17 protein-coding genes are annotated in these 22,700 nt (G+C 73.5%); 8 read left to right on the top strand and 9 right to left on the bottom strand.

The features are described 5' to 3' along the window. Window positions 1–60 precede the first annotated feature (60 nt). Together ACTMTJ_RS12480 and ACTMTJ_RS12475 are read left to right on the top strand one after the other, a co-directional pair. Window positions 61–561, top strand: coding sequence for a sigma-70 family RNA polymerase sigma factor (locus tag ACTMTJ_RS12480; protein ID WP_441216403.1), 501 nt, complete (start codon window positions 61–63; stop codon window positions 559–561). Further along, on the top strand, window positions 554–1,363 hold the full coding sequence (locus tag ACTMTJ_RS12475; protein ID WP_441216401.1) for a hypothetical protein: 810 nt from the start codon (window positions 554–556) through the stop codon (window positions 1,361–1,363). Before ACTMTJ_RS12480 ends, ACTMTJ_RS12475 begins: the two co-directional genes overlap by 8 nt. 3 nt (window positions 1,364–1,366) lie before the next feature. Here ACTMTJ_RS12475 and ACTMTJ_RS12470 read toward each other — a convergent pair whose 3' ends face one another. From ACTMTJ_RS12470 to ACTMTJ_RS12460, 3 genes are all read right to left on the bottom strand, one after another. Next, window positions 1,367–2,275, bottom strand: coding sequence for an LLM class flavin-dependent oxidoreductase (locus ACTMTJ_RS12470; protein ID WP_441216400.1), 909 nt, complete (start codon window positions 2,273–2,275; stop codon window positions 1,367–1,369). Between the two features lie 567 nt (window positions 2,276–2,842). Further along, complete coding sequence (locus ACTMTJ_RS12465) at window positions 2,843–4,330, bottom strand: hypothetical protein (RefSeq protein WP_441216399.1); 1,488 nt, start codon at window positions 4,328–4,330, stop codon at window positions 2,843–2,845. A 70-nt stretch (window positions 4,331–4,400) separates the two neighbouring features. Then, complete coding sequence (locus tag ACTMTJ_RS12460; RefSeq protein WP_441216398.1) at window positions 4,401–5,897, bottom strand: MFS transporter; 1,497 nt, start codon at window positions 5,895–5,897, stop codon at window positions 4,401–4,403. An 84-nt stretch (window positions 5,898–5,981) separates the two neighbouring features. Here ACTMTJ_RS12460 and ACTMTJ_RS12455 point away from each other — a divergent pair, with 84 nt between their 5' ends. Then, window positions 5,982–6,950: an Lrp/AsnC family transcriptional regulator gene (locus ACTMTJ_RS12455; RefSeq protein ID WP_441216397.1), complete on the top strand. Its 969-nt coding sequence runs from the start codon at window positions 5,982–5,984 to the stop codon at window positions 6,948–6,950. A gap of 335 nt (window positions 6,951–7,285) precedes the next feature. On the opposite strand, the gene ACTMTJ_RS12450 is transcribed toward ACTMTJ_RS12455, so the two are convergent. Further along, complete coding sequence (locus ACTMTJ_RS12450) at window positions 7,286–8,521, bottom strand: endo-1,4-beta-xylanase (protein WP_441216395.1); 1,236 nt, start codon at window positions 8,519–8,521, stop codon at window positions 7,286–7,288. A 36-nt stretch (window positions 8,522–8,557) separates the two neighbouring features. Here ACTMTJ_RS12450 and ACTMTJ_RS12445 point away from each other — a divergent pair, with 36 nt between their 5' ends. From ACTMTJ_RS12445 to ACTMTJ_RS12430, 4 genes are all read left to right on the top strand, one after another. Beyond that, the gene (locus ACTMTJ_RS12445) at window positions 8,558–9,535 is read left to right on the top strand and encodes a Gfo/Idh/MocA family protein (protein ID WP_441216394.1); all 978 of its coding nucleotides are present in this window, start codon (window positions 8,558–8,560) and stop codon (window positions 9,533–9,535) included. A 59-nt stretch (window positions 9,536–9,594) separates the two neighbouring features. Next, window positions 9,595–12,306, top strand: a complete 2,712-nt coding sequence (locus tag ACTMTJ_RS12440; RefSeq protein WP_441216392.1) for a tetratricopeptide repeat protein — start codon at window positions 9,595–9,597, stop codon at window positions 12,304–12,306. Window positions 12,307–12,415: 109 nt separating this feature from the next. Next, window positions 12,416–13,369, top strand: a complete 954-nt coding sequence (locus ACTMTJ_RS12435; RefSeq protein WP_441216391.1) for a GMC oxidoreductase — start codon at window positions 12,416–12,418, stop codon at window positions 13,367–13,369. A 77-nt stretch (window positions 13,370–13,446) separates the two neighbouring features. After that, entirely contained in the window at window positions 13,447–14,565 is a 1,119-nt protein-coding gene (locus ACTMTJ_RS12430; protein ID WP_441216389.1) for a LacI family DNA-binding transcriptional regulator, read from the top strand. A gap of 119 nt (window positions 14,566–14,684) precedes the next feature. Here the strand turns inward: ACTMTJ_RS12430 and ACTMTJ_RS12425 are convergent, their stop codons facing one another. From ACTMTJ_RS12425 to ACTMTJ_RS12410, 4 genes are all read right to left on the bottom strand, one after another. Beyond that, window positions 14,685–16,472, bottom strand: coding sequence for a glycoside hydrolase family 127 protein (locus ACTMTJ_RS12425; protein ID WP_441216387.1), 1,788 nt, complete (start codon window positions 16,470–16,472; stop codon window positions 14,685–14,687). Next, entirely contained in the window at window positions 16,469–17,302 is an 834-nt protein-coding gene (locus ACTMTJ_RS12420; protein ID WP_441216386.1) for a carbohydrate ABC transporter permease, read from the bottom strand. Before ACTMTJ_RS12420 ends, ACTMTJ_RS12425 begins: the two co-directional genes overlap by 4 nt. Beyond that, window positions 17,299–18,177 (bottom strand): carbohydrate ABC transporter permease, encoded by an 879-nt coding sequence (locus ACTMTJ_RS12415; protein ID WP_441216384.1) that lies wholly within the window; start codon window positions 18,175–18,177, stop codon window positions 17,299–17,301. Before ACTMTJ_RS12415 ends, ACTMTJ_RS12420 begins: the two co-directional genes overlap by 4 nt. 68 nt (window positions 18,178–18,245) lie before the next feature. After that, window positions 18,246–19,559, bottom strand: a complete 1,314-nt coding sequence (locus tag ACTMTJ_RS12410; protein WP_441216383.1) for an ABC transporter substrate-binding protein — start codon at window positions 19,557–19,559, stop codon at window positions 18,246–18,248. A gap of 133 nt (window positions 19,560–19,692) precedes the next feature. Here ACTMTJ_RS12410 and ACTMTJ_RS12405 point away from each other — a divergent pair, with 133 nt between their 5' ends. Continuing rightward, window positions 19,693–20,529: an endonuclease/exonuclease/phosphatase family protein gene (locus ACTMTJ_RS12405; protein ID WP_441216381.1), complete on the top strand. Its 837-nt coding sequence runs from the start codon at window positions 19,693–19,695 to the stop codon at window positions 20,527–20,529. Between the two features lie 632 nt (window positions 20,530–21,161). Here ACTMTJ_RS12405 and araA read toward each other — a convergent pair. Next, on the bottom strand, window positions 21,162–22,673 hold the full coding sequence (gene araA, locus ACTMTJ_RS12400) for an L-arabinose isomerase (RefSeq protein WP_441216380.1): 1,512 nt from the start codon (window positions 22,671–22,673) through the stop codon (window positions 21,162–21,164). Window positions 22,674–22,700: the final 27 nt, after the last annotated feature.

Genomic DNA, 22,700 nt, shown 5'->3' with positions numbered 1-22,700 from the left:
CAACCTGGCACGCGCGCCGCGGGTGTAGCCATGGAAGGGGAACGGGGAGGGGAGCGCGCGGTGGCCGGAGACGACGCCTTCGAGGACTTCTACCTGGGTTCGCGGCACCGGGTGGTGACGTTCCTGTACGCCATGGGCGGTGACCGCGCCGAGGCGCAGGACGCGGCGCAGGAGGCGTACCTGCGGGCCTGGCAGCGGTGGTCGACGGTGTCCGGGTACGACGACCCGGAGGCCTGGGTGCGCACGGTCGGGTACCGGCTGTGCGTCAACCGGTGGCGCAAGGCCCGCAACCGGATGGTCGCGTACCGCCGGCACGGCCCCGCCGAACCCGCGCGACCGCCCAATGAGGACACCGTCGCGCTGGTCGAGGCGTTGCGGCGGCTGCCCGAGCCGGAACGCCTCGCCATCGCCCTGCACCACCTGCTCGACCTGCCGGTGGCGGAGGTCGCGGCGCAGACCGGCGTGCCCGTCAACACCGTCAAGTCGCGGCTGGTACGCGGTCGCCGGACGCTCGCCTCGCTGCTCGACAGGGACCTGCCCGGGGAGTACAGCCATGCCTGACCCGCTGTTCCAGAAGCTGTTCGACGACACCGCGGAGACCCGCTGGCAGCCGGCGTCCGACCTGCGCGACCGCGCCCGCCGGCGGGAGCGGCGCACCCGGGTCGCGGTGGCCGCCGCGGCCGCGGCGGCGGTGCTCGCCGCGTCCGCCGGCATCGCGGTGGCCCAGCGGGACCGCGCGGCGCCGGCACCCGGCGTCTCCCCCACGGTCAGCCCGCCGGCCCCGTCCCGGTCGGCGTCGCCGCGGCCCGCCCCCACGACACCGCCCGCGCCCACGACGCCGCCGGCCAGCGTGCCGCTGGGCGACGCGCTCTTCCTCCGGCCGGCCGACCTGGGACCGGGGTACCGCCTGGGCGGCGGCGCCGGCTCGGGCGACTGGACGTTCGAGTTCAGCGCCTCGGTGTTCGCCTGTGGTCAGGCGGCCCGGCCGGTGCGGCCGCTGGAGTCGGCGGAGCGGGCACTGATCCGGGGCACGCCGCAGGCCGACGACCGGGTGTCGGAGGCCGTCTCCCGGTTCCGCCCCGGCGACGCGAGCCGGTACCTGGCCGAGGTGCGGGCGCGGGTCGAGGGCTGCGCGCCGGGCGCCGGCCGGGAAATCTCGATCGCCGCCCGCGACTTCGCCGGCCAGGAGGCGCTGCTCGTCGCCGTCGACCACGGCGGCGGCTTCCGGACCTACCACGTGCTGGTGCGCCAGGGCGACCTACTGGCCGAGTTCTTCGTGAAGCCCAACCTGAGCCGGCCGGAGCTGCAAGGCCTCGGGCGTACCGCCGCGGCCCGCCTCTGCCCCGGCACCGACGCCTGCTGAGGGTCAGCAGGCGTGCGGCTGGGTGGCGGCCGGGGCGCGGAGGCCGGCGAAGACCGGCAGGATCTGCCGCGCCAGCACGTCCAAGCCCTGCCCGCCGCTGTCCGGCAGCCGCAGGTAGACCCGGGCGGTGCCGATCGACTGGTACTGCCCGAGGGTGGCGAGCAGCTCCAGCAGCGCGGCGACGCGGCGGCCGCCACCGGGCCGCCGGCAGGCGTTGAGCGCGGCGGAGTGCCGCAGCGGCGACCGCCCGGGGTTGCGGCGCTCGGTGTGCGCCCGCGCGTCGTCGGCGTCCCAGAACATGCGCACCGTGCGGTCGAGCCCGCGGAACGGGACGTTGACCTCGTTGGCCCAGCGGGCGGCCAGATAGCTGGTGGTACGCCGGCCCGGCCCGGACACGATCAGCGGCGGACCCGGCCGCTGGGCGGTCGCGACGGCCGGATGGTTGAGCACCGTGTGGTAGCGGCCGGTGAACGTGAACCGCTCGTCGCCCGGCGTCCACCACAGCCCGGTGAGCACCGCGAGAGTCTCGTCCAGCCGGGTGAACCCCTCCGGCATCGGCGGCAGCAGGCTGCGCGACCGGCCACCGCCGGCGCGGACCGCGGACAGGCCGAGCTCCAGCCGCCCGCCGCTGCGCCGGTCGACGGCCGCCGCGGCCAGCGCCACCTCGATCGGCGAGGCGAGATGGGCGGGCTCCAGCAACACGCCGATCCGCAGGCGCCGGGTGCCACGCGCGATCGCCGCCATCGTCGACCACACCTCCTCACCGTCCCGACCGATGTGGACGGTGCCGCGCCGGGTCGCCGGCGCCGGCACGAGCAGGCCGGCGAAGCCGTAGTGCTCGGCGGCCTTCGCGAGGCGGACCAGCCGCCGCGTCGTGGATCCCCCGGGCGACGTGGTAAGCCACAGCTGCACGACAGTGCGCTCCTTCTCACTCGCGGTGCGGCAACCCGCGACGCATCTTCCTCTTGTGACCGCCCGATGTCACTGCCGCGCCTTGGCCCAGGAAGCTTCCGGAGTCGAGGTCACGCGGCGACGCTTCCACGCAGATTTGCCCCCGTCCGCGTCAGCCGCGGACCGTATGCTCCCGCGGGCACCGCTCCGGTCGGCGGCTCGCCAGGGCTCGCCGAAATCCCCGACCTCCGCTGCCAGCTCCGCCGGACAAGCCTTTCCGGACGTCCACCATGGACCCGTGGGGATCGGGGTGCCAGCAAGGATCGTGAACGACCGGCGGATCGTCGGACCACCCGTTCCGATTGGGATGTAGCTCAGCATGTGGGCGGCGCCATGATCGTTCGCCCGAAAACGACACGACACGCCGGGAAGAGTGCGGGTATCGGGCGAACGATCATGCGATGCGGCCGCCGCGGCGCCGCAGCTCCCACGTGGCGGGACAATCGGGGCAGGATTTGGAATGCGTGGTGATCGTAAGCCCGGAAACCGGACGACACGCCGGAGAGACTCCGGCTGTTGGGCTAACGATCATGAAGCGACGAGCACCGAGTCGTCGACCGGGGCGATCACCGTGGCGCCCGCGGGCGGGGCCGCCGTCAGGTGGGCGCGGCGGCCGTGGGCGAGGTCGTCGGGCGTGCAGATGTACCGCGCGGTGAGCATGAACTCCCACCGCGGGTCGCGGGCGCACACCCGCGGGCCCAGCCGCTCGCCCTGCACGACAAGTGCGGTCAGCGCCGGCCACGCCTCGTGTCCCACCTCGATCACCGCCGGCCGGCCGCCGGTGTAGCGACCCAGCTCGGCCATCACTACGGGCATGCCCGGCGCGTGCTCGGGCAGCTTGCCCAGTGCGGGCGCCCCGCTCCCGACGCCGAGCGCGCCGATCAGCACGGCGGCCACCAGCCACGGGTGCGCCCGGCGCGCGGCGGGTGCGGAGGCGGCGGCCGCCACGATCACGAGCAGCAGCACCAGCGGGACCGCCCGGGTGAACTGCCCGACGTAGGTGAGCCTCAGGTCGTCGACGCCGCGGACCACGTACCCGAGGAACAGGATCGTGGCCAGGGCGGCGGCGCACACGCCGGCGGCGAGAAACCGGCGCGGTGGTCCGGGCGCCAGCCGGCGCACGAGCAGGGCAGCGCCGCCGAAGTACCCGACGAACGCGACCGCGCCGAGCACGGTGCCGGTGGCGTAGTAGCCGAGCACGTAGCGGGCGACGTCGGCCGGGTGCGGGATCCCGCCGGCCCCGCCGTACCGCAGGTAGCGGCCGAACTCGCCGGGCCAGTGCAGGATCAGGTGCAGCGCCATCGGCAGCGCGAAGAGCGCGAGCACCGCGCCGGCACCGGCCACCGCGCCCCGGGCGGCGCGCCACTCCGCGCGGGCCGTGCGCAGCGAGACGGCGACGGCCGCGCCCGCGACGACCGGGCCGAACATCAGGAAGCTCACGTGTCCGTGCACGAGGAGGCCCACGGCGAGCGCCAGCGCGGGCAGGTGCGCCACCCGGCCGGCGGCGACCGAGGCGGCGGCGAGCAGCAGCAGTACGAACGGCGCCACGTACAGGTCGGGCATCCACGCGGAGGCCAGCATCGCCGGCTTCATCGCGAAGTAGAGCAGGCCCGCCGCGCCGCACAGGACCGTCGCCCGCCACGAGGTCCAGCTGTGCACGATCGCCAGGCACAGCCCGAGGAGCACCGAGTTGAGGGCGAGCAGGGCGAGCCACTGCCCGTTCCACGGGGTGGGCACGGCGCCGAGCAGGTCGTGGAAGAGCCACTCGCCGAACCCCTGCACGTACAGGAACGCCGGCCCGGGATGGTGGAACCGGAACCGTGAGTAGTTGCCGACCAGCAGCTCGAAGTGCTTGGCGTCGGAGGCGAGGATCGAGTTGGCCGCGGAGTCGCCGCGCTCGTACACGACCCGGTCGAAGACGGCCGGGTTGCGCAGGAGCAGCAGCGCGAAGACGGCGCCCGCCGAGACCGCGAAGAGCCTCACCCGTGGCCGAAGAGCGGCCCGCTGCTCGGTCACGATCCGCTCCACTCCCCCGGTGAACCGGAGCGGATCGTAACCGGGCGGGCCGTCCGATGTGGTCCCCCGTTCAGTCGCGGGCGGCCCCCGCGGCGACCGGTTCCCGCGCCGGCGCCGGCGCCGCGGGTGCCGCCGGGCGCAGGAGCAGCAGCACCGTGACGCCGGCGACCGCGGCCAGCGCGGCGCTGAGCAGGAAGATCCGGTCGAGGCCGGCCACGTACGCGGCGCGCAGGACCGCGGCCGGCGCCTCCCCCAGCAGCTCGCGGTACCCGCCGCCGGTGAGCCGCTCGGCCGCGCCGGCGCCGCCGCCACCACCCAGCACGTGCCGCGCCTGCCCGGTCACCACGGTGGCCAGGACCGGCAGGGCGAGGGCGTAGCCGAGCTGGCGGAAGGTGTTCGACGCGCCGTTGGCCATGCCGGCGCGCTGGGGCGGCACCACGGCCAGCGCCGCGGATGCCAGCACCGGCGTGCACAGCCCCACGCCGACGCCGGTGACGCACAGGCCGGGTACCAGCACCGGCCAGCCGGAGTCGGGGCCGACCAGCGTGCACAACGCGGTGCCGGCGGCGACGAGCAGCAGTCCCCAGCCGATCGTGTGGCGCGGCGGCACGGCGTGCAGCAGGCGGCCGCCGGCGCCGGCGACCACGAACGCCACCACCGCCAGGGGCGCCAGCACCAGCCCGGCGGTCATCGCGCCGAGGCCGAGCACCGACTGCGCCCACAGCGACACGAACACGAGGTTGGCGAACGCGGACGCGGTCAGCGCCGCCGCGCCGAACATGAGCACCGCGAACGCCGGCCGCCGGAACAGCCCCAGGTCGAGCATCGGGTCGGCCCGGTGCCGTTCCACGAGCAGGAAGACGAGCGTCGCCGCGGCCGCGCCGGCGAGCACGCCGGCGGTCACCGGGTCGCTCCAGCCCGCGTCGCCGGCGCGGATGAGGCCGTAGACGGCGAGCGTCGCGGCGACCGTGAAGCTGGCCACGCCGGGCAGGTCCATCCGCCCGGCGGCCGATCCGCCACCGCCGCGGATGCCCACCCGGGCGAGTACCACGGCCACGACGGCGACGGGCAGGTTGACGAAGAAGATCGACCGCCATCCCACGTGCTCGGTCAGCACGCCGCCGAGGACCGGCCCGGCCGCGGCGGCCGCGCCGTTGGCGGCACCCCACAGGCCGAACGCCACCGAACGGTCCCGGCCCGTGTAGGTGGCGGCGAGCAGGGCCGCGTTGGTGGCGTACATGGCGGCGGCGCCGAGGCCCTGCACGCCCCGGGCGGCGATGAGCGCGCCGGTGTCCGGCGCCAGCCCGCAGGCCAGCGAGGCGAGCGCGAAGACGACCAGCCCGGCGACGAAGACCCGCCGGTGGCCGAGCCGGTCGGACAGCGACCCCGCCGCCATGAGCAGGGCCGCGAGCACCAGCACGTACACGTCGACGGTCCACTGCAACGCCGAGAACGACGAGTGCAGCTCCTCGGCGAGGGCCGGTGCGGCGATGCTGACGATGGTCAGGTCGACCAGCAGCATGAACGTGCTCAGCGATACCGCGAGCAGAGGCAACCATTTGCGCATGCCCGGAGCCTCCGCCGGCTCGCGCCCGCACGGCGAACAGGTGCGTCAAAGTGGCGTATTCCGACACGCTGCTACGTTCTGGTGGTGGATCCACTCACCCTCGACGACCTCGACCGGCAGCTCGCCCACGCGCTTCAGGTCGACGGCCGGGCCCCGTTCAGCCAGATCGCGGCCGTGCTCGACACGTCCGACCGCACGGTCGCCCGGCGCTACCAGCGGCTCCGCTCGGCCGGCGCGCTGCGCGTGGTCGGGCTGCCGCACGCTGCCGCGCTCGGCCACGTCGACTGGATGGTGCGCATGCGCTGCACCCCGGACGCCGCGATGCCGGTCGCCTCAGCCCTGGCCCGCCGCGCCGACACCTCGTGGGTCCGCCTCCTCTCCGGCGGCACCGAGATCAACTGCATCACCCGCACCCGGGCCCAGACCGCCGAGGGCGACCTGCTGCTCCAGAAGCTCCCCCGCACGGCGCGCGTCACCGCGGTGACCGCACACTGCGTCCTGCGCGCGGTGGCCGGCACCGGCGGCTGGCCGGTCCGCACCGCCGCGCTCAGCCCCGACCAGATCGCCGCCCTGCGCCCGCCCTCCCGGCCCGCCCCCGCACCGGCCCCGCTCACCCCGGCCGACAACCAGCTGCTCGCCACGCTCGCCAAGGACGGCCGCGCCGGCATCCCCGCCCTGGCCGCCGCCACCGGCTGGTCGGAGACCACCGTCCGGCGCCGCATCGAGCACCTGCGCGGCACCGAGGTGCTCTACTTCGACGTGGAGATCGAGCCCGCCCTCTTCGGCCACACCGCCGAGGCCGCGCTGTGGCTCACCGTCGAGCCGTCCGCCCTGGCCGCCGTCGGCGAGGCGCTCGCCACCCACCCGCAGGTCGCCTTCGCCGCCGCCATCACCGGCCCGGCCACCATCGCCGCGTCGCTGGTCTGCCGCGACCTCGACGACCTGTACGACTACATCGCCACCGGCATCGGCTCACTCGGCGGCGTCTCCCGCGCCGAGACCGCCCCGGTCATCCGCCGCGTCAAGGACGCCGGCGCCCTGCTCCTGCCCTGACCCTCCGCCGTTGGTCACGGTCACCCGGGGCCGCGCCGCGCTCGCCGAAACCCCGGCCTCCGCTGCCGGCTCCGCGCGCCAAGCCCAACCCCGCCGCGGCCCACCGATCCTCAAGAGGGCAGCCCTGTCACCGTCTGGACGGATATACGGGAGCCCTTCTCAGAATTCATCCCCAAGAGGGCTGCCCTCTTGGGGCCGGGGCGGGCCGGGGCGGGTGGGCGTGACCAGCGGCGGACGGGTGAGGCCGCGGGAGCAGCGGTCCGGACCACGACGGACATCGCGGTAGCCCACATCTCCGTCCTAAAGGAATTCAAAAGCCCGACTTCGAAAGGTCTCTAGATGGCGACGTCGATGGTGGCCGTGGTGTCGGTGGGGGCGATGGTGAACGCGGCGGTGTCGGCCGCCGTGACGGTGTAGTCGCCGAAGAAGCCCTCGACCGTGAGCGTGCCGTCGGCGCCGGTGCGCATGGGGGTCGGCGGCAGCCACCACTCGCCCTTGACGAGGGCTTCGAGCGCGTCGTAGGCCGGCTTGCGGCTGCCGTCCGCGCGGACCAGGCCGGCCGGGGCGCCGAGCCACGCGCCCGCGTCGGTGAGGCCCCAGTAGTTGACCGACTGGACGGCCGGGTGCGCGAGCAGCGAACGGTAGTGCCGCACGATGTCGTCGGCTTGCCGCGCCTCGCCCTCGGGGGTGCTCGGCCACTCCGGGATCTGGTAATCGTTGAGGTCTTCGATATGCGGCGGCATGAGGTGCCCGGACACGAGCGTGGTTTCGGTCAGGTGCAGCGGAAGTCCGTACCGCGCGAACCGGTCGAGCGTCCGCCGCATGTACTCCTCCCCGCGGTACCCCTGGTGCATGTGGGTCTGTAGCCCGATCGCGTCGATCCGGACGCCGGCTTCGAGCACGCCCTCGACGAGGCACTCGTAGGCGGAGGTGAGGTCGAAGTCGTTGAGCACCAGCGTCGCGGCGGGGTTGGCCGCGCGGGCCTCCTCGAACGCCATCCGCACCATGTGGATGCGGCCCCGGGCGTGCGCGAGCCGGGTGATGGCGTTGTCGCCGTTTTCGAAGACGGGCATGATGACCGCCTCGTTGATGGCGTCCCACAGGTCGATGGTGCCGGCGAACCCGCCGACCAGGTCGCGGACGCGGGCCCGCTGGAGCCGCTCCACCTCGTCGAGGTCGAGGGCGAGCAGCCACTCCGGCTGCACGGTGTGCCACACCAGCGGGTGGCCCTTGACCGTGACGCCCCGCTCGGCGAACCATCGCGCCGTCGCCGTCAGCCGCGCCACGTCGGTGGCACCGCGCCGCGGCTCGTAGCCGCCCCAGTAGAACGGCAGCGTCACGGTGTTGAAGAGGTTGAGCCACAGACCGCCCAGGCGGTCGAGCTCGCCCTCCGGCGCCGGTTCGGGCCCACCGACGAGCGGCACGAAATCGAAGCCGATGTTGCCGAACGCGAAGGCGTGCCGCCGCTGGGCGACGGTGACCGCGCGGTCGGCGAGCGGCCGCCCGTCGGGCCCACGCAGGGTGAGGGTGGCTCTGCCGATGCGGTGGCCCATGTTCACCTGACTGGTCACGGTGACCAGAGTAGGGCGCCGGGTATCGTCACCTCCATGGTGATGATCGGCCTGCTCGGCGCGGCCGCCATCGCGACCAACGCGGTCGTCTGGCCCGTCCGCCGCCGCGACGACGTCCACATCGGAGCCGTCGCCTCCCGGACGGCGGCGACGGAGTTCGCCGGGCGGCACGGCATCGAGCGCGCCTACGACACCTACGAGGCGCTGCTCGCCGACCCCGGCGTCGACCTGGTCTACAACGCACTCCCGCCGTCGATGCACGCCGAGTGGACGATCGCCGCGCTGCGCGCCGGCAAGCACGTGCTGTGCGAAAAGCCGTTCACGATGAGCGCCGCCGAGGCGACCCGCGTGGTGGCGGCGGCCGCCGAGACGGGCCGGCGGGTCGTCGAAGCGTTCCACGACCACTACCACCCGCTGAGCGCGTGGATCCGCTCCACTGTGGAGTCCGGCGCGCTCGGCCGGATCCACCGCGCCGAAGCGGTGTTCACCGGGTCCAACCCGTTCGCCCCCGGCACGCTGCGCCACGAGCCGGCGCTGGGCGGCGGCGCGCTCATGGACCTGGGCTGCTACCCGGTGCACTGGCTCCGCTCGCTGTTTCCGGGCCCGCCGGCGGTCGTCCGCGCCGAGGCCACGGCCGTCAACCCGGCCGGCGCCGACCTGCGCATGGAGGCCGAGCTCGCTTTCGAGGGCGGCGTGACGGCGACCGTCCGGGCCGACATGGTCGAGGGCGTCCCGGTGCGGTCCGCGCTGGCGCTGGAGGCCGAGCGCGGCCGCCTCCTGGTGGAAAACATCGTCTTCCCCTCCTCCGGCCACAGCATCCACCTGGAGCTCGACGGCGTCCCACGCGTGTCCACAGTGGCCGGCCGGACGACGTACGACCACCAGCTGGAGGCCGTGCTGGACGCCCTGCGCACCGGCGAGCCGATGCCCACCGAGGGCGACGACCCGATCGCCAACATGGCGCTCATCGACGCGATCTACACCGCCGCCGGCTTCGACCGCCCCTGGGCCTAGGCCTCCCGCTCCGCGGCCGCCCCTGGCATGATCGGCACCGATGTCTGGGGAGGAACCCGGTGCGATACCACGTCCTGGGCCCCGTCGGCGTGCACCGCGACGGAGGCGGCGTGCCACTCGGCGGCCCGAAGCCGCGTACCGTGTTGGCCGCGCTGCTGCTCAACGCCGGACGGGTGGTGTCCGAGCGGCGCCTCGTCGCGATGGTGTGGGGCGACGACCCACCGCCGTCCGTGCGCGGCCAGCTACACACCCACGTGTCCACATTGCGCAAGCTCCTCGGCGCGGACGTCATCGCCCGCCGCCCGCCCGGTTACCTCATCGCGGTACAACCCGGGGAGCTGGACCTCGACGCGGCGGACGACGCCCTCGCACGGGCCCGGGCCGACGCGGCGCGGGGCCGGGCGCGGGACGCGGCGCCGGGCCTGCGGGCGGCGCTGGCGCTGTGGACCGGCCCGGTCCTCGGCGGCGTGACCGAGCCGCTGCTCGCGCACGAGGGCCCGGCGCTGCGGGAGCGGCGGCTGGTCGTGCTGGAGGAGCTGTTCGAGGCGGAGCTGGACGCCGGCCACCACGCCGGGATCCTCGGCGAGCTGCTCGAAGCCGCGCGCGAGCACCCGTTTCGCGAGCGGCTGCACGCCCAGTCGATGCTCGCCCTGCACCGGTGCGGGCGCACGGCGGAAGCCCTGGAGATGTACGCGAGCGCGCACGACCGCCTCATCGCCGAGCTCGGCGTCGAGCCCGGCCGGCTGCTGCGCGAGGCGCAGGGCCGCATCCTGCGCGGCGACGAGCCACCCGCCGGGCCGGACGTCCCCCGGCAGCTCCCGGCCGACCTGGCCACGTTCGTCGGCCGCGCCGCCGAGCTGTCCGACCTGGACGGTCTGCGCGGACCGGGCGCGCGCGTCGCCGCGATCGTCGGCACGGCCGGCGTGGGCAAGACCTCCCTGGCCGTGCGGTGGGCGCACCGGGCCCGCGCCGAGTTTCCGGACGGCCAGCTCTACGTCAACCTGCGCGGCTTCGAGCCCGCCGGTACCGCGGTCGACCCGGCCGACGCCGTACGCGGGCTGCTGGACGCCCTCGCCGTGCCGGCCGAACGAATCCCCACCGGGCTCGAAGAACGGGCCGGGCTGTACCGCAGCCTGCTCGCCGACCGGCGGATGCTGGTGGTGCTAGACAACGCCCGCGACTGCGACCAGGTCCGGCCGCTGCTGCCCGGCACGGGCGGCTGCCTCGCGCTGGTGACCAGCCGCGCCGACCTCACCGGCCTCGTCGCCGAAGGCGCGGCGCCGCTGCGGCTGGAGCTGCTCAGCGACGGCGAGGCCCGCGAGATGCTGGCCCGCCGGCTCGGCGCCGACCGGGTGGCCGCCGAGCCCGGCGCGGTCGACGAGATCGTCGCCGCCTCCGCCCGGCTGCCGCTCGCGCTGGCCATCGTCGCCGCCCGCGCCGCCACCCACCCCACGTTCCCGCTCGCCGCGATCGCCGGCGAACTGCGCGAGCTCGACGACTTCGACGGCGTACGCACGGTGTTCGCGTCCTCGTACCGCATGCTCGGCCCGGACACCGCGCGCGTGTTCCGGCTGCTCGGCCTGCACCCCGGCCCGGACGTGTCCGCCGCCACGGTCGCCAGCGTCGCCGGGATCCCGGTGCGCGCCGCCCGCCGGGCCGTCGCCGAGCTGACCCGCGCCCACCTGCTCGCCGAGCCGAGCCCCGGCCGGTACACCAGCCACGACCTGCTCCGCGGCTACGCGGCCGAGCTGGCCGAGCGCGACGAGCCCGCGGCCGAACGCCAGGCGGCGCTGCGCCGCACCCTCGACCACTACCTGCACACCGCGTGGGCGGCCGACCGGCTGCTCATCCCGCAACGCGACCCGATCGAGCTCGCCCCCGCGCACCCCGGCGTCACGCCCGAGGAGCTGCCCGACCAGCGACGCGCGCTCGCCTGGTTCCAGGCCGAGCACCGCAACCTCGCCGCGCTGATCCAGCGGGTGCCGGCCGGGCAGGACACGCACACCTGGCAGCTCGCGTGGACCCTCGCCACGTTCTTCGACCGGCAGGGCCACTGGCAGGACTACGTGGCCGCGCACCGCGTCGCGCTCGACGCCACCCGCCGCCTCGGCGACACCCGGGGACAGGCACACACCCACCGCAACCTCGGCCGCGCGTTCGGCCGGCTGGCCCGCTTCGACGAGGCCCAGGTCCATCTGGAACGGGCACTCGACCGCTACCGCGCGTGCGGCGACACTGTCGGCCAGGCACACGCACACGGCAACCTGTCCTGGGTACTGGAGCAGCGTGGCCGGTACGCCGACGCGCTGACCCACGCGGGGCGCGCGCTCGACCTCTACCGGGCCGCCGGCGACAAGGCCATGCAGGCCAACGCGCTCAACACCGTCGGCTGGCAGCACGCCCTGCTCGGCGACCACGACGCGGCCCTCGCGCACTGCGAGCAGGCACTCGCGCTGCTCCAGTCGCTGGGCGACCGGTTCGGCGAGGCGGTCACCTGGGACAGCGTCGGCTACGTCCACCAGCACCGCGGCGACCACGCGCGGGCGGCGGACGCGTACCGGCGCGCGGTCGACATGTTCCACGAGGTCGCCGACCGCCTCAACGAGGCGCGCACCCTCACCCGCCTCGGCGACACGCAGGGCGAGGCCGGCCAGCCGGACGGCGCCCGCGAGACCTGGCGCCGGGCGCTGGAGATCCTCGACGACCTGGGCCATCCGAGCGCCGACGACGTGCGCGCCCGCCTGCGCCCCACCCCCGTCGCGGCGGCCTGAGTTCACCGCCGCTTCGGGTCGCGTTCGTCCGGTCGCACCGTCCGGCCGGAAACGTCTCGACGAGGCCTGCGACTGGGACGTCGTCCGCGCCGAGCTGGCCGGCGCCGCGGTGCCGTCCGCCTCGATCGGCGAGTACCTGACCGGCGTCAACAGCGGCGCCCGCACCTCCGTCGACCGCAACTACCTGGCCCGCGCCGAGGCGACCGGCCTGACCCGCGTGCGGCCGCTGCACGTCGTCACCGGCGTGACCACCGACCCGCGCGGCGGCTACGTCGTGCGCGCCGACCACATCGACACCGACGGCGCCGTGCTGGAACGCGTGGCGCTCACCGCCGACGCCGTGTTCTTCGCCGCCGGCTCGATGGGCACCAGCCGGATGCTCGTGCACGCCCGCGACACCGGTGCCCTGCCACTGCTCGACGCGCAGGTCGGCCGCCACTGGGGAAACAACGGCCTGCGCCTCTACCTGCGCGCCCTCGTACCCGAGCCGACCGGCGCCCAGCAGGGCGGCCCGACCAGCGTCGCCATCATGCGGTGGGACGGCCCCGACCCGGTCACCGTCGAGTTCGGCCCGGCCCCGTTCCCGGTCGAGACCCACGCGATGCCGCTGCCCGGCATCGGCCTCTGCACGCCGGTCGGCCGCTTCGAGTACCGCCCGGCGACCGGCGACGTGGAGCTCGTCTGGTCCGCCGACGGCGACCGGGCCGCGCGCGAGGCGATCCTGGCCACGCTGCGTCAGCTCGTCACCGCGACGGGCTGGCCCCAGGTGCCGCCGGTGCCGCTGCCGTCCGACCCGCTCCTCGCCCTCGCCGCCGCGGCGCCGTACGGGCTGCTGGACATGAACGGGCTGGAGGCGTACACGTTCCACCCGCTCGGCGGCGCCGTCCTCGGCCAGGCCTGCGACGGCTACGGCCGGCTCGGCGGCTACCGCGGCCTGTACGTCGTCGACAGCGCGCTGATCCCCGGCTCGACCGGCGCCTGCAACCCCGCGCTCACCGTGGCCGCGCTCGCCGAACGCTGCATGGCCCACATCGTGGCGAACGACGCCGGCACGGTCTTCTGAGCCGGTGCGGTGCCGGTGACATCTGCCTCGGAGGCAGAATCCCTGAGTGCAATCGTATTCGTGGTAACCTGGCCGCGATGTCGCACCTCGCGAACGGTCCACGGTCGACCCCGGACGAGGCGCCCGAGGCGGGTCAGCCGCCAGCGCCGTCCGCGGGTCCCCGTGCCGCCGTCACGATGCGCGACATCGCGGCCGCGGCCGCCGTCTCGCAGAGCACGGTCTCCCGGGTGCTCAGCGGCGTGCCCACCAAGGTCCGCATCGGCGAAGAGACCCGCGAGCGCGTGATCCAGGCCTCGCGGCGGCTCGGCTACCGGCCAAACCCCTTGGCCCGAGGCCTGCGCGGCGCCTCCACCAACCTGATCGGCGCGGTGGTGCGCGACTTCAGCGACCCCTTCTACGCCGGCGCCGTCGAGGCACTCGTGAAAGAGGCGATGGCCCACGGCTACAACGTGGTGATCGGCCACGTGCACGACCACCTCGACGCGGCCGCCTCCCTGACCTCCGTGCTCGAGACCCGCCACACCGACGCGATCATCCTGCTCGGCGACATGGGCGCCCAGCCCCAGCTGCTCGCCGACCTCCGCGCCTCCCGCGTGCCCGTCGTCGCGCTGTGGCAGGGCACCAGCCCGCTGGAATTTCCGACGGTCGACGCCAACGACCGCGCCGGCATCCAGACCGGCCTCGCCCATTTGACGTCGCTGGGCCACCGGCGCATCGCGTTCGTCAACGCCGAGCTCCCCAACGACTACCGGGTCCGCGAGCACGCCTACCTCGACTTCATGCGCGAGCGGTTCGGCACCGTCCCGGCCGGCTACCTGGAGCGCTGCCCCAACACCCTCGCCGGCGGCGACTCCGCCCTCCGCCGCCTGCTGGCCCTGCCCGAGCCACCGACCGCGGTCGCCACCTCGACCGACCTTGTCGCCATCGGCGTGCTGCACGCCGCGCACAGCCTCGGCGCCACCGTCCCCGAGCGCCTGTCGGTCGTCGGCTTCGACGACATCCTGATCGTGAGCCACACGGTGCCCGCCCTCACCACGCTGCGGATGCCCATCGCCGAGGTCGTCGCGCACGCGGTGCGCCAGGCGGTCACGCTGGCCCGCGACCCCGAAGCCGCCCGCACACCGCACCTCGACGTCTTCGACCCTGCCCTGGTCGTCCGCGACTCCACCGCCCCACCCTGGCCCGCCATTCCTTGATTGGGCTACCGCGACGTCCGTCGTGGTCTCGACCGTTGCTCCCGCGGCCTCACCCTTCGCTTTTGGTCACGGTGCGGGCGGACCCTCACGCCCGGGCCATGACGTTGCGTCTCGCGGGATCAGCGCGGGATCCACACGCGCATGCCGGAGACGCCACGGTTTCCCCAGGCGTAGTACGGGATGGCGCCCGCCGTCAGGTGGTCGCCGTGGCCGGGGGCGGTCATCGGCACCCGCACGCCGACGATGTCGGCGCCGACGTCGGGGCGGGGCACCGCGACCGCCTGGCGTCCCGAGTCCCAGCTCAGCTCCTCCAGCTCGGTCGCCAGCGGCAGGTCGTCCGACTCTACACAGTAGACGATGGGGCCGCGCTCGACGGCGACGCAGCCGCGTACCGCGTCGACGCGCGGGGCCGGCTCGGTGATGCGCACCGGCATGTCCAGGTCGAGCACGACCGTGTCGCCCGGCCGCCAGCGCCGGGTCAACGCGACCGCGCCGGGGTCGACCACCCGCGTGCCGTCCGGGTCGGTGACCGTCGCCGAGCGGCACCACACCGGCACGCGCAGGGCGAGGGTCCACGGTTCGTCGTGCGTCCGGCCGATGTGGACGGTGACGCGGCCGCGCCACGGGTAGTCGGTGCGCACCGACAGTCCGATGTCGCCGGTCTCGATGTCCGACGTCGCGTACTGGTGGATGCGCACCCCCGCCCCGTCGCTCGTCGCCTGGTACTGCTCCCACGAGCTCAGCAGCCGCATCAGGTTGGGCGGGCAGCAGGCGCACGGGTACCACGACGCGCGTTCCCCGTACCCGGGCGGCTCGTAGGTCCGGGAGGTGCGGCGCTGCAACGGGTTGGTGTAGTGGAAGGCGGTGCCGGCCAGCGACAGCCCGGAGAGCACGCCGTTGAACATGGCCCGCTCGATGGCGTCCCCATAGGACGCTTCGCCGGTCGCCCGCAGCAGCCGCCAGGCCAGCATGACGCTCGCGATCGCCGCGCAGGTCTCCGCGTACGCGCGGTCCGGCGGCAGCTCGAACGGGTCGCCGAACGCCTCGTCGCGGTGCCGGCTGCCCATCCCGCCGGTGAGGTAGGTGCGGGTGCGGATCAGGTCGTCCCACCGGCGGCGGACGGCGGCCAGCAGCGTGGCGTCGCCGAGCTCCACCGCCACGTCCACGGCGCCGCAGTCGAGGTAGAGCTGGCGCACCGCGTGGCCGGCGACGGTCGCGGCCTGGCGCACCGGCTCGTGGTCCTGCCAGTACGCGGCGCCGAAGCGTTCCGCGCCGAGTAGCCCGCGCCCGCGCAGGTCGAGCAGCCGGGCGGCGAGGTCGAGGTAGCGCCGCTCACCGGTCTCCCGGGTCAGCTCGACGAGGGCCATCTCGATGCCCGGATGCCCGTCGACGCCGTCCCGGCCGCCCGGCCCGAACTCGACGTGGACCCGGTCGGCGGCCCGCCGGGCGATCGACAGTAGACGGTCGTCGCCGAGCGCGCGGTGCCAGGCGATCCCGGCCTGGATCAGGTGGCCGACGCAGTAGAACTCGTGACCCCAGGCCAGGTTCTGGTGCGGCTTGCCGCCGTCGAGCACCTGCACGTAGCTGTTGACGTAGCCGTCGTCGCGCTGCGCCGCGGCCACCACGCCGATCGCCTCGTCGGCGGCCGCCGCCAGGCCCGGGTCGGGCGCGCGGCCGAGCTCCCACCCGACCGCCTCCAGCCACTTGTACACATCGGAGTCCAGAAACCGCAGGCCGGTGCCGGCGCTGTCGGAGTACGCCTGGTAGCACCCCTCCGCGCCGGCCGCCATCCGCAGGTTGTCGAGGACGCCGGAGCGGTGCAGCTGCTCGAACCCGTGCGGGATGGTGCGGATCCGGTTGAGCCGCTGCCGGTCCGCCCAGAAGCCGTCCGTGATCCGTACCTTCATTTCGTCGCTCCGCTCATGAGGCCCGAGACGTAGTACCGCTGTAGCAGCAGGTAGACGAGCACGCACGGGACGATCGAGATGGTGATGCCGGCCTGGAGCATGCCCCAGTCGGTGCCGCCCAGGCTGGTCTCGGTGCGGGCCGCGGCCAGGATCAGCGGCAGGGTGAACTTCGAGCCCTTGCTCATCATCACCAGGGCGCCGAGAAACTCGTTCCAGGACATGATGAACGCGAAGAGCGCGACCGTCACGATCGCCGGCACCGTCGACGGCAGGAAGATCCGCATCAGCGCCTGCCCGGACGAGGCACCGTCCACAATGGCCGCCTCGGCCAGCTCGCGCGGCACCGCGCCGAAGCTGTTGCGCAGGATGTACAGGCTGAACGGAAGCTGGATCGCGGTGTGCAGGATGGCCAGGCCGAAGAGCGAGTTGGTCAGCCCGAGGTCGGCGAACATCAGGAACATCGGCGTCAGCATCGCCTGGTAGGGAACGATCAGCGCGAGCAGCAGCACGACGAAGATGACTTCCTTGCCGGGGACGGGAAAGCGGGCCAGCGCGTACGCGGCGGGCACGGTGAGCAGCAGCGTGAGGGCGATCGTCAGCAGCGCGGTGCCGAGGCTGTTCCACAGGTAGGTCGGCAGGCCCTGCTGGTACGACCAGAGCCGCTGGTAGCTGTCGAGGCTCACGTCGTGCGGCAGGTAGGTCGGCGGTGACGCGGCCGCCTCGGCGGTGGGTTTCACCGAGGCGAGCACCGACATGACCAGCGGCATCAGCACGACCGTGCAGATGGCGAGGCAGACCGCGCCGACCAGGTAGCCGCGGCGGCCCCTCACACCTCGCTCCGGCGGGCGAGGAGGAGCTGCACGACCGTGAACGCCAGGATGGTCACGGCGAGCACCATCGACAGCGCGGCGCCGTAGCCCAGCTTCAGGTACGGGAACGAGTTCAGGTACACGTAGAAGACCGACGTGGCCGTCTCGTTCTGCGGCTGGCCGGCGGTCATGATGTAGAACTGGTCGAAGGCGAGCAGCGAGCCGATGACGCTCAGCAGCGTCACGAGCAGCACCGTGCGCAGGGTCAGCGGCAGGATCACCCGGGTGACCCGCTGCCAGTAGCCGGCGCCGTCGACGAGCGTCGCCTCGTTGATCTCGGTCGGCACCGCCTGGATCGCGCCGACGAAGAGGATCATCCCGAAGCCGATCACCTTCCAGACCACGGAGGCGCTGATCGCGACGTTGGAGGTGTCGGCGTCGACGCCCAGCCACAGCACCGGCCCGGAGACCACGCCGAGGTCCATGAGCGCCCGGTTGACCAGGCCGAAGTCGGCGCTGAAGAGCCAGTACCAGAGCAGGCTCGACACGCCGAGCCCGATGACCACCGGGACGAACACGACGGTGCGGGTGACCTTGCGCAGTGGGGTGTTCTGCGCGGTCAGCATGGCGAGCAGGTATCCGCCAATGATCAGCACGGGTGTGATCAGCGCCGTGTACTTCAGCGTGAACAGGAACGACACCCAGAACTGGCGGTCGCCGAACAGCCGCTCGTAGTTGTCGAACCCGACGAACACCGGCGGCGTGAGCAGCGACCAGTTGTGCAGGGACATCCACATCATGCGGCCGAGCGGGTAGACGGTGAAGACGAGGACGAAGGCGAGGGCGGGCGCCAGGTAGGCCAACCCGACCAGCCCGGCGCGTCTGCTGCGGTACACGGCGATCCTCCGCGGGCTTGGCGACCGCGCCCACCGGGGCGGGGATCCGGTGGGCGCGGCCACGTGCTTCAGGACTGGCCGGCGATGTCCTTCATCGCCTTCTTGGCGTCCGCGATGATCGTGTCGATGGGGTCGTCGGAGTAGTACGCCCGCTGGAGCATCTTCAGCCACGGCCCCTGCGGCGAGTTGATCTGCTCGAAGAACGTCAGGGTGTACGGCGTCCGCCCCACCTCGAGCGCCTTCGCCACGTCCTGTACGAGCGGCTCGGCCTGGAAGTACTTGTTGTCGACCATGTCGCCGCGGGTGGTGAGGTTGAGCGCCTTCGCGTACACCTCGACCTGCACCTCGTCGGAGAGCAGGAACTTCATCACGTTGACCGCGTCGGCCACCCGCTCGCTGCCGCGCGGCACGACGACGAGGTCGCCGCCGATGAACGAGGCCGACGAGCCGGGCGTCATCCCGGGCAGCAGCGCGACGCCGAACTTCATCTTCGGGTTCTGCTCGCGGGCGAGGGTGATGTTGAAGTTGCCGGTGCCCATCATGCCGACCTTGCCGGACCCGAACTGGAGGTGGAACGTCTCCCCGTTCTCCGTGCGGTCGCCCTCGTGGACGTTGCCCGCCTGGACCATGTCGCGGGTGAACTGGAGCACCTGCTTGACGCCGTCGCCGACCAGCGGCTCGTCGCCCTTGTCCTTCGCCTCGATCGTCGCGCCCGAGGCCCACATCAGCGGCCCGACCGTGAAGATGTTGCAGCCGGCGCAGTTGCCGGGCAGGTAGTACCCCTTGACGTCGCCGCCCAGCGCGGTGATCTTGTCGGCGTACTGGCGCAGCTCCGGCAGGCTGGTCGGCGGCTTCTCCGGGTCGAGGCCCGCGCGTTCGAAAAGATCCTTGTTGTAGAAGAGCGCCGACACGTCGGCGTAGAGCGGCACCCCGTACAACTTCTCTTCGTAAGTCGCGACCGCCATGTGCCCTTTGCTCGCGGTCTTCAGCTCCGGCCAGTCCTTGATCCGGTCGGTGAGGTCGACGAGCTGCTGTGCCTTCTCGAACTGCGGCGCGTAGATGAGGTCCATGCCCATCAGGTCGGGCACCTCACCGGACGCGATCCCTTGAGCGATCTTGCCAACCATCTCCGTGTGCGGGATGTACGTGAGCTTGATCCGGCAGTCGGGGTTCTTGGCGTTCCATGCCTCGACGAGCATGTCGACCATCGCCTTGTTGCCGCCCGAGCGCTCCCACATCGTCAACTCGCCCTTGCTGGCACACCCGGTGGTGGCCGCCGGCGCGTTCTGCTCGTCGCTGGACTCGTCGCCGCCCGAGCCGCACCCCCCGGCGAGCAACATCGCCGCGGCCGCCAGGGCGGGCCACCTGAGACGCGTCCTCATCCCTCGCCCCCTCACATCTGGGTTCGCCCGGCCTGACCGGACCATACTCGCGTGCGCATACGATTGCACTCATTCGTTTTCATACTGAGACCCAGCCGTCCGGACATCGCCCGCGGCCGTAGGATGCGGCACGATGGACCACTCCGTGACCCGCGTGCTGACCTGGAACCTCTGGTGGCGCTTCGGTCCCTGGCAGGCCCGCCGCGACGCGATCACGGCCACCCTGCGTGACCTCGACTGCGACCTCGTCGGCCTCCAGGAGGTCTGGGCCGACGGCCGCGACCACCTGGCCGGGAGACTCGCCGACGAGCTCGGCATGCACTGGACCTGGGCCGCCTCGGACCAGCCCGGCCGGTGGCACGAGCGCGCCGGCGACGCGACGGCCGACGTCGGCGTCGCCGTCCTCAGCCGCTGGCCGATCCTCGACCGCGCCACGCTGCGGCTCCCCACCGCGGGCGGCCGCGACGACGGACACCAGGCGCTCTACGCCCTGGTGGACGCCCCCGGCCACCCGATCCCGTTCTTCACCACCCACCTCAACTCGGCGGGGCACGACTCCGCGGTGCGCTGCGCCCAGGTCACCGCGCTGGCCCGGTTCGTCGCCGACCGCCAGCCCGACTCGTCCCACCCCGCCGTCGTGACCGGCGACCTCAACGCGCTGCCCGACTCGGACGAGATCCGCCTACTGGGCGGCTACAAGACCGCCCCCGCCGTCCCCGGCCAGGTGCTGATCGACGCCTGGGCGTACGCCGACCCGGCCGCGCCCGCCACCACCTTCGACCCGGCCAACCCCTACGTCGCCCCGACCCACGAGCCGCCCGCCCGCATCGACTACATCCACGTCGGCCGGCCCGGCCCCGGCGGCCTCGGCCACGTCCGCTCGGCACGCCGCGCCGCCGACCGCCCGGTGGACGGCGTCTGGCCCTCCGACCACTTCGCCGTCCACGCCGAGCTGGCCGCCTCCTCCTGAGCCATTGCCCCCGCCCGCGCACGTGGTGAATTTGCCATTTGGCCCTGCGCGGGCCTGGCACCAACAGCCACTATCGTGCGTATACAAATACCTGGGATGATCGACCATCGGTCAGGGGCGGCGATTTCCCGGCGACCGCGAGACAATTAGGCATGCGGCAGCTTCAATTGTTCACCTCGGCCGCGCTCGCCCAAATGCGTGACCGGCCGGTCAAGGTCGGCGCGCACACCCTGGCCGGACGACAGTCGCGGCCACGCCGAGCCGTCTCCGGGCCGGTGTCCAAACTGGACAAGCCCGCGCCGGCGAGATTGACCATCGCCCACATCGGGTAGGACCGCCCTTTTCCACACGACCAAACCGCGGTGCGTCACGCGCCGACTACGGCCCATTCACCGCCCAACCGAATTTGCGATCGACATCACGCCGATTCAACGCGCGACGTCAGTCCGGTCACGCGACCCGCCCGCTTCCCAAAGCTCCGCGATACCCGGGCCACCGCACTACAGTGGGCCCGCGGAAACGCCACCACGGGCCACGCCGGGCGTGCGGCCGGCGGCGTTCGCGATCGCCCGGACGCGGTCAGAGCTCCTCTCAAAGCGGAGATGAGCTCTGACCACGAGAAGGCGCGCGGATTACAGGCCCTGGGCGAGCCGGTGGTAGGCGGCGCTCCAGCGCAGCTCCTTGGCGAGGCCGCGGCGGGTGGTGCCGGCGTCGATGTGCACCAGCTCGATGCCCAGGTGCTCCGCCACGATGTGCACCTCGTCCGCCTCGACCGCGGTCGACAGCACCGTGTGGTGCGGCCCGCCGGCGGTGAGCCAGCCCTCGGTGGCGGTGGAGAAGTCGGGGCGCGGCTCCCACACCGCGCGGGCGACCGGCAGGTGGGGCAGCGGCTCGTCCGGCGGTACGACGTCGATGTCGTTGGCCACCCAGCGGAAGCGGTCCCCGAGGTCGGCCCAGCCGACCACGACGCCCGGGCCGCTCGCCGCCGTGAACACCAGGCGGGCCGGGTCCTCCCGGCCGCCGATGGAGAGCGGGTGTACCTCGATGCGCGGGCGCTCCCCGGCGATCGTCGGGCAGACCTCCAGCATGTGCGCGCCGAGCACCTTCGGGGTGCCGGGCGCCAGGTGGTACGTGTAGTCCTCCATGAACGAGGTGCCGCCCGGCCGGTCGCCGCCGACCACCTTGAGGACGCGGGTCAGCGCCGCGGTCTTCCAGTCGCCCTCGCCGCCGAAGCCGTAGCCGGCCGCCATCAGCCGCTGCACCGCGAGGCCGGGCAGCTGTCGCAGGCCGCCGAGGTCCTCGAAGTTGGTGGTGAACGCCCGGAACCCGCCCTCCTCCAGGAACTGCCGCAGCGCCGCCTCCACGCGGGCCTGGTAGCGGACGCTGTCGTGCCGCGCGCCGCCGGGGCGTACGTCGGCGTCCAGCTCGTAGGTCTCCAGGTACTCCTCGATCAGCGCGTCGACGGCGGTGTCCTTGACCCCGTCGACGATCCGGACGAGGTCGTTGACGCCCCAGGTGTTGACCGAGACGCCGACCCGCAGCTCCGCCTCGACCTTGTCTCCCTCGGTGACCGCGACGTCGCGCATGTTGTCGCCGAAGCGGGCCAGCCGCAGCGACCGCGCCTCCGCCACGCCGGCCGCCGCGCGGGTCCACGAGCCGATCCGCGCGGCCACCGCCGGGTCGCTCACGTGCCCGGCGACCGTGGTGCGGGCGACCCGCAGCCGGGTCAGCGCGAACCCGAACTCGCGGTCGCCGTGCGCGGCCTGGTTGAGGTTCATGAAGTCCATGTCGATCGTCGCCCAGGGCAGGGCGGCGTCGGCCTGGGTGTGCAGGTGCAGCAGCGGCTTGCGGAGCGTGTCCAGGCCCGAGATCCACATCTTGGCCGGGGAGAACGTGTGCATCCACGCGATCACGCCGATGCAGGCCGGGGACTCGTTGGCCCGGCCCATCACCTGGCGGATGGCGTCGCCGCTGGTCAGCACCGGCTGCCAGGAGACCCGGACCGGCACGCCGGCGGCCGCCTCCAGGGCGGCGGCCACGCGCTGGGACTGCTCGGCGACCTGGCGCAGCGTCTCCTCGCCGTACAGTCCCTGGCTCCCGGTCAGGAACCAGACTTCTTTGCCCGGGTAGGAGTCCTCGGTCACGGCCTTCCCTTCTGTTCGTGCACGCGC

Origin of the sequence: Phytohabitans sp. LJ34 (assembly GCF_052068095.1) — a bacterium.
Classification (GTDB): Bacteria; Actinomycetota; Actinomycetes; order Mycobacteriales; family Micromonosporaceae; genus Phytohabitans.
The sequence above is the reverse complement of the archived record's forward strand: the minus strand, read 5'-3'. Positions and strand labels throughout refer to the sequence as shown.